The following is a 6,679-nucleotide window of genomic DNA, read 5'->3' on the forward strand; positions in this document are numbered from 1 at the left end:
ATTCTCTAATTCCATTGCTATTTCGACTTATATGTGGAAGTAAACCTATTTTCTCATAATATCTAATAGTATAGTTTGTTAAACCTGTTTTTTCAGCAACATTTTTTATAGAATAAATCATGATTTTTCTTTCTCCTTTAAATTTTGAATAAATAAAAAAGGTTAGTAAATAAATCTAACCTTTGTATTTTAAAGATATCTAAAATAAATATATATTCCTGCAACTATTAAAGTTTGGATAGCTATTAAAAGTCCAAATTTGAGGAACTTAACAAATCCTATTTTACAACCAGATTTATTTGCAACTCCTACAGCAACAACATTTGTAGCTGAACCTAAAATAGATATATTTCCACCAAGACAAGATCCAAAAGATAGAGCCCACCAAAAAGCGTGAGTATTGACATTTGGAAACTCATGTGTCATTACATTTATTATTTTTGAAACAGTTGCAGCATTTGCAACATTTCCAATAACAGATGTAAATATAGCAGAGATAGAAAGAATAGAAATAGTAGCTAACTTAAAGTCACCTTGAGTTATTTGAATAAGTTTAGCACCTATAGTATCAATTAAACCAATTTTTTCTATTCCTAAAACTAACATAAATAAACCAATAAAGAAAAATAGAGTATCCCATTCAACATGTTTAAAAATGTCTTCAGGTTTTCTTTTAGTTATAATAACTAAAGAGATAGCTCCAGTTAAAGCGATAATTGCCAATCCTTTATTAATAAAGTTATTTAAGATAAAACCAATAATAACAAGGGAAAAAATAATTCCAGCTTCTTTTAAAAGAGTTTTATTTTTTAAACTTCTAGCAGGGTTCATCTCCATTATTCTAGCTTTTAGTTCTGTAGAAACATGCAGATCCTTTCCATAAATAAAGTATACATTTACAATTAAAATAACCATAGATATTATTGCTACTGGTGATGTGTTTAATAGGAAATCATTAAATCCTAATTTACTTTCATGACCAATAATTAGTTGTGTAGGATCTCCAATTAAAGTTGCAGCTCCACCAATGTTTGCAGCCATAATTTCTGTAATTACAAATGGAAATGGATCTAATTTTAATTCACTTGCTAGTAAGATAGATATTGGAGCCATTAATAAAATTGTTGTCACATTATCTAAAAATGCAGAGCAAACTGCAGTAACAATAGCTAATAAAACAATTAAAAGAAAAGGTTCCCCTCTTACAAATTTTGCTAAAGTAATAGCAAACCATTGAAAGATTCCTGTTTCAGATATTAAATGAACAATAATCATCATACCAATAAGTAAAAATAAAATTTCTAAACGGCTAGCAACCGCTTCAAAAGCTTGTTCTTCATTAAAAATACCGACCATAGCCATGGCTAGTCCACCAATCATAGTAGCCCACGCACCAGGAATTTTTTCAGTAATAATAGAATAAAAAACAAGTATAAATATAACTAGTCCAGCAATCAAGCTAAACATAAGCACCTCCCTATATATGGAGAATTTTTTTAATAATATCAGACCTTAATATTATTCCCATATATTTATTATTTTCAACAACATATATTCTAGTAACTCCACGATTCATAAATAAATATGAAATCTCCATAAGTGAAGCTTCTCTATCTATAGTAACAATATTTTCAGTTCTATAAATATCTTTAATAGTAGTTGTTTTTTCATTAACTAAATAGTCTTCAAAAGGTTCCCCAATTGTTAAGAAACTTAAATCACTTAGACCAGTAGTGTGTTTTGGCATACCAAAACTAATAAGCTCTCTTTCAGTAATCTCTCCTAAAAAGTTATTATTATCATCAACAACAGGAATACCTGCTACTTGTTCCATAATAATTCTTTTAGCAATATCTTCTAAAGTATTTGTAACTTTTACTGCACATGGAGTCTGTGTGAATAAATCTTCAGCAGTAATATTATGATCAATTTCAATTTTCATTTCATCAAGGATATGAAGAGTTTTAGAAGCACATTTACAGTTGATAATTTGATCTAAAACATCTTTTTGTTTAATAGACATTCTAGATATTCCTGACATGATTTTTAAAATGTTTTTATTCTTAAGAACATCAGCAAGAACTAAAACAATCATTTTTAGATCTTCTTCTGTGTTTGTTATAGTTTTCATTTTAATAGATTTTTCTGGGAATCCAATAGCAACTACAATATCATCGAAGTACTCTAGCCTGGCATGGGGAATCGCCACTCCGGACCCAAGATAAGTAGAAGCTTCTGCTTCTCTTTTAAAAACGGCTTTTTTCATATGAGCACTTTCTAATTTTACTTGTTTATTTGTTTTTCCAATTTCATCAATTAGATTAGAAACAAGTTCCTCAAAAGTATCTCCTTTTAAATTTGGTACAATAAGATTTTCTGAAAGATAACTGGACAATTTCATTTGTTTTGTCCCTCCTTAACAATTTTTAGTATATGTTAATACATACTTATTATATACTATTTTATATTATAATAAAATTTTTTTTTGAAAAAAATAAAAGCAGCTATTAGGCTGCTCTGATTTACATAGTAATTTGATATTTTTTTATTAGAATGCTAAGTGCATCTAAATCAATTGGTGGTAAGATTACATCTTCATTGTTAACTGTTAATTTTATCTCTTCTTTACCTTTATATTTAGAATATCTTGAAAATACATTAATAGCAAATTCTTTTTCTTCTTGAGTAAGATCTCCATATCCTAAAATATCAGGACCAGAAACTTCTTGACTAGTTATGTATAAATTTCCAAACTCTTTAAATTCTTGTATTTTATTATTATCAGCTTCTTCTCTACCAACAATTAAATATCTACCTTTATCAAATCTGAAAACTCTTCCGCTTCTAAAAAGATAGAATAAAGGTGAGAATTCATCTTCTAATAGACCATCATTTTCAAGCATTTTTAATCTAGCAGAGTAAGCTGGATCTGTTAATAAACATCCTCCACCAGGAGTAGGATAATCAACAAGACCATATTGGTCCATTAGTTCAATTTGAACTTTTCTACTTCTTCCATTAATATCTAAAAGTTTGTCTCTATCAACCCAACCAAGAGTTTCTGGCTTGCTTTCAGGTAGGAGCTTAGCTGAAAGAGGTCTAACAATAAGTTCCTCAAGACCAGGAGCCATTGCTTTAACCTTTTCTAAAGCCTGATAATTTTGTGACATAGGTCTCTGACCTAAAACTTCTCCTGATATAATAAAATCAGCGTCATATTTTTTTAATAGGTCTCCAGCTGTTTTAAACATAAGAGCATGGCAATCAATACATGGATTCATATTTTTACCACGTCCATGAACTGGATCCTTTAAAATGTCTGTATGAATTTGACTAAAATTAACGTATTCAAGTTGAACACCTAATTGATTAGCCATATTTTCAGCTTTTTCATTTTTTCCACCAAAGAAATGAGAAACGAAATTTAACGCTATAACCTCAATTCCTTGATCTTTTATAACTTTTATAGCTAGAGCACTGTCAAGTCCTCCAGAAAAAAGAGCTAATGCTTTCATTAATTTACCTCCACAATTAATCGTGGTCAATATCTAGGAATGTTTTTTGCTTTAATTCATTTTTCCCATCATAAAGGAAATTAATATTTTTAGGAACAGAAGTGAAGACATTTTTACTAATTGGAATCCACTTTGCTTCTTTTACACTAATTGAACCACTTAAAAAATCTAAGATTCTTTGAGCATCTTTTGCACTAACATTCTCTAAATTTAGAGTAACCACTTTATCTTTTTTTATATAGTCTGCTATTTTTTTACATTCTGAAAATCCTTTAGGATTAACAAATATAGTTTGACAAGAATCATCATCTTTAGGATCTACAGGAGCAGGAGCTGCAGTTCTAGTTTCGTATTTTTGGTGAGCAATTGGAGAAGGCTCATCTTGTATAACATTGTTTTTAGAAATATTAGATTCTTGAGAATCTAGTGAATCAATATCATCATATCCATTTTCTTCAGGATCAAAAGTTAAACCAACACTATCTGTAAAATCTTTAATTACATTTTTAAACTTAGCTATTTTCATAAACTCCTCCTAATTATTCAAATAATTTGCTTCCAATTCTAATAAAAGTAGCACCTTCTTCTAAAGCTATTCTATAGTCATTACTCATTCCCATAGATAGTTTAGTTAAAGAGTTATTAAAGAATTTTATATTAAGTTCATCTTTAAGTTCTTTTATTTTTCTAAACCCTTGTCTAATATATTCTGTATTAGGAGTATAGGGAGCCATTGTCATAAGTCCTTTAATATTGATATTTTCTAGTTGTAAAAGTTGAGGAATATCTGAAAGGAATTCATTATAGTCATATCCCTCTTTAGTTTCTTCTTCAAATAAGTTTATTTCAATAAGAACATCAATTTTTCTATTATTTTCAAAAGCTCTTTTATCAATTTCTTTAGCTAAAGAAAGTTTATTAACAGAGTGAATTGTATCAATAAATTCAGCAATATATTTAACTTTATTTTTTTGTAAATTACCAATAAAGTGCCATCTTTTTTCCTTTGGAAAAGAAAGAAGTTCCTCATGTTTTTTAGTAACAAGTTGTACTCTATTTTCACCTAAATTAATAGCACCACTTTCTAATACTTCTCTTATAGTATCACAGTCAACGTATTTAGTAACAGCTATAAGTTCAACTTTCTCAGGATAGGGAGAGTAAGTTTTAATGTCATTTAAAATAGTATTAATATTTGTTGAAATACTCACTTTAATATCCTCCTTGTAAATTCATATAAATTCATTAAAAACATCATTGGCAATTAGAACCCCTCTTTGAGAGAGACAGTAGTTATTTTGAGATTTTTTAATTAAATTTCCATTTTTAACTAAAGAATCACAAAGAGCTATGTAATCACCTTTAGGGAAAATTCCATCAGGAATAATTCGTAATCCTAAAATATATTCATATATCTCTTTTTCTTTTTCTGAAACAAACTCCTCTTCTAAAATAGGACGGATTCCATTTTGTATTTTATCATAATAATCATTAAAGGTTAAGTTATTTTTATAACGTATATTTTTATAATAACCAGAAGCTCCAAGACCTAGTCCTAAATACTCCTCATTTTTCCAATATTTAGTATTATGAAGTGCTCTTTTTCCAGGAAGAGCAAAATTTGAAATTTCATAGTGTTCATAACCATGTTTTTTAGCTTGAGAAATAATAAGTTCATACATAGAAGCTTCTAATTCATTATCAGTTTCTTTAAATTCACCCTTTTCTAATTTTTTAAAAAACTCAGTACCCTCTTCCCAAATTAAAGAATAGATAGAAAAATGTTCAGGATGTAAAGAAAAAAGTTTGTCTAAATCCTTTTGTAAATTATCTATTGTTTGATTTGGAAGAGAAAACATAAGGTCAAGACTAATATTTTTAAATCCAGCTTTTCTAGCTAAAAGATATGCTTCTTCTCCCTCTTTTGAAGAGTGAAGTCTACCTAAGGTTTTTAAGTTACTTTCATCAAAACTTTGAATTCCAATACTAATTCTATTGATTCCAGCTTCTTTAAACTGTATAAATTTATTGAAATCAACAGTTTTAGGATTAACTTCTAAAGTAACCTCGCCTTTAGGCAAAATATTAAAATTATCTAAAATACTTTTAACTTGTGAAGGTGAAAGTAGGGAAGGAGTTCCTCCCCCAAAGTATACACTTTCATAAGAAAAGTTAGGATATAATTTTATCTCTTTAATAAGTGCATTAACATATTCATCTCTATCAACCGTTGTTGATTTAAAAGATAAAAAATCACAGTAAGCACATTTATTAAGACAAAAAGGAATATGAATATATACTCCATTTAACATAAAAACCTCCATTGCTATTAAATGAAAGCTTCAAACTCTTTCATTGTTTCAGCTAACTTTAAGTTAGCACTATTTTCTGTATTTCCAATAACACAGAAGTAATATTTAATCTTTGGCTCAGTTCCAGAAGGTCTAGCAGTAATATAAGTTTCATCTTCTAAAATAAACTGAATAACATTAGATTTTGGTAGAGTAATATCTATTTTATTATTAGTAAGATAGTTATTTTCTATTTGTGTATTAAAGTCTTTTTTTATAATAACTTTTTTACCAAGAAGAGTTTCAAAATCATTATCTCTTAATCTGTTCATAATATCAGTAATCTCTTGAACGCCCTCTTTACCTTTCTTAGTAACAGCACTTATTCCTTCTCTATAGAAGCCAAATTTTTTATATAATTTTCCAAGCTCTAAAGAGATAGATGATCCTTTAGAGTTATAATAGGCAGCCATTTCAGCTATTAAAAGAGTTGAAACAACAGCGTCCTTATCTCTAGCATGAGTACCTACAAGATAACCATAAGATTCTTCAAATCCCATAAGGAAAGTGGCATCATAAACTCCCTCTTCAAACTCTCTAATTTTTTCTCCAATAAATTTAAAACCAGTTAAAGTTCTAAAAATAGTTACACCTTTTTCCTTTGCAATTGGATCAAGCATTGGAGTTGAAACAACAGTTGATACAACAGCAGCATTTTTAGGAATATCTTTTTTATTTTCAAGAATATAGTTCATAAGTAAAAGACCTATTTGGTTTCCATTGGGATATATCCAGTTATTATTAGAGTCTTTAACAGCGACACCAATTCTATCTGCATCAGGATCATTTGCCATACAAATATTTGCACCAACT

7 protein-coding genes and 1 pseudogene are annotated in these 6,679 nt (G+C 28.5%); all 8 read right to left on the reverse strand.

Going from position 1 to position 6,679, the window contains the following annotated elements:
- Window positions 1–121 (reverse strand): MerR family DNA-binding transcriptional regulator (locus tag Q0V09_RS06015; protein ID WP_297487675.1); only part of this gene is annotated, 121 nt, incomplete at its 3' end.
- Window positions 122–189: 68 nt separating this feature from the next.
- Entirely contained in the window at window positions 190–1,467 is a 1,278-nt protein-coding gene (locus Q0V09_RS06020; RefSeq protein ID WP_297405789.1) for an ArsB/NhaD family transporter, read from the reverse strand.
- A gap of 10 nt (window positions 1,468–1,477) precedes the next feature.
- Window positions 1,478–2,401 (reverse strand): CBS domain-containing protein, encoded by a 924-nt coding sequence (locus Q0V09_RS06025; RefSeq protein WP_297405788.1) that lies wholly within the window; start codon window positions 2,399–2,401, stop codon window positions 1,478–1,480.
- 121 nt (window positions 2,402–2,522) lie between these two features.
- Window positions 2,523–3,515: a 7-cyano-7-deazaguanine synthase gene (locus Q0V09_RS06030; protein WP_297405787.1), complete on the reverse strand. Its 993-nt coding sequence runs from the start codon at window positions 3,513–3,515 to the stop codon at window positions 2,523–2,525.
- 16 nt (window positions 3,516–3,531) lie between these two features.
- Window positions 3,532–4,041 (reverse strand): cell division protein SepF, encoded by a 510-nt coding sequence (gene sepF, locus Q0V09_RS06035; RefSeq protein WP_297487670.1) that lies wholly within the window; start codon window positions 4,039–4,041, stop codon window positions 3,532–3,534.
- 13 nt (window positions 4,042–4,054) lie between these two features.
- The gene (locus Q0V09_RS06040) at window positions 4,055–4,726 is read right to left on the reverse strand and encodes a YggS family pyridoxal phosphate-dependent enzyme (protein ID WP_297405783.1); all 672 of its coding nucleotides are present in this window, start codon (window positions 4,724–4,726) and stop codon (window positions 4,055–4,057) included.
- A 21-nt stretch (window positions 4,727–4,747) separates the two neighbouring features.
- Window positions 4,748–5,827: a radical SAM family heme chaperone HemW gene (gene hemW / locus Q0V09_RS06045; protein WP_297487672.1), complete on the reverse strand. Its 1,080-nt coding sequence runs from the start codon at window positions 5,825–5,827 to the stop codon at window positions 4,748–4,750.
- A gap of 17 nt (window positions 5,828–5,844) precedes the next feature.
- Window positions 5,845–6,679: pseudogene (locus Q0V09_RS06050) on the reverse strand (phospho-sugar mutase); the annotation flags it as partial.

Origin of the sequence: uncultured Cetobacterium sp. (assembly GCF_947039425.1) — a bacterium.
Taxonomy (GTDB): Bacteria; Fusobacteriota; Fusobacteriia; order Fusobacteriales; family Fusobacteriaceae; genus Cetobacterium_A.

Bases quoted from the DNA above. Each gene is read 5' to 3' on its own strand.
- sepF (WP_297487670.1), bottom strand. From the start codon at position 4,041: ATGAAAATAGCTAAGTTTAAAAATGTAATTAAAGATTTTACAGATAGT.
- Q0V09_RS06025 (WP_297405788.1), bottom strand. From the start codon at position 2,401: ATGAAATTGTCCAGTTATCTTTCAGAAAATCTTATTGTACCAAATTTA.
- Q0V09_RS06020 (WP_297405789.1), bottom strand. From the start codon at position 1,467: ATGTTTAGCTTGATTGCTGGACTAGTTATATTTATACTTGTTTTTTAT.
- hemW (WP_297487672.1), bottom strand. From the start codon at position 5,827: ATGTTAAATGGAGTATATATTCATATTCCTTTTTGTCTTAATAAATGT.
- Q0V09_RS06030 (WP_297405787.1), bottom strand. From the start codon at position 3,515: ATGAAAGCATTAGCTCTTTTTTCTGGAGGACTTGACAGTGCTCTAGCT.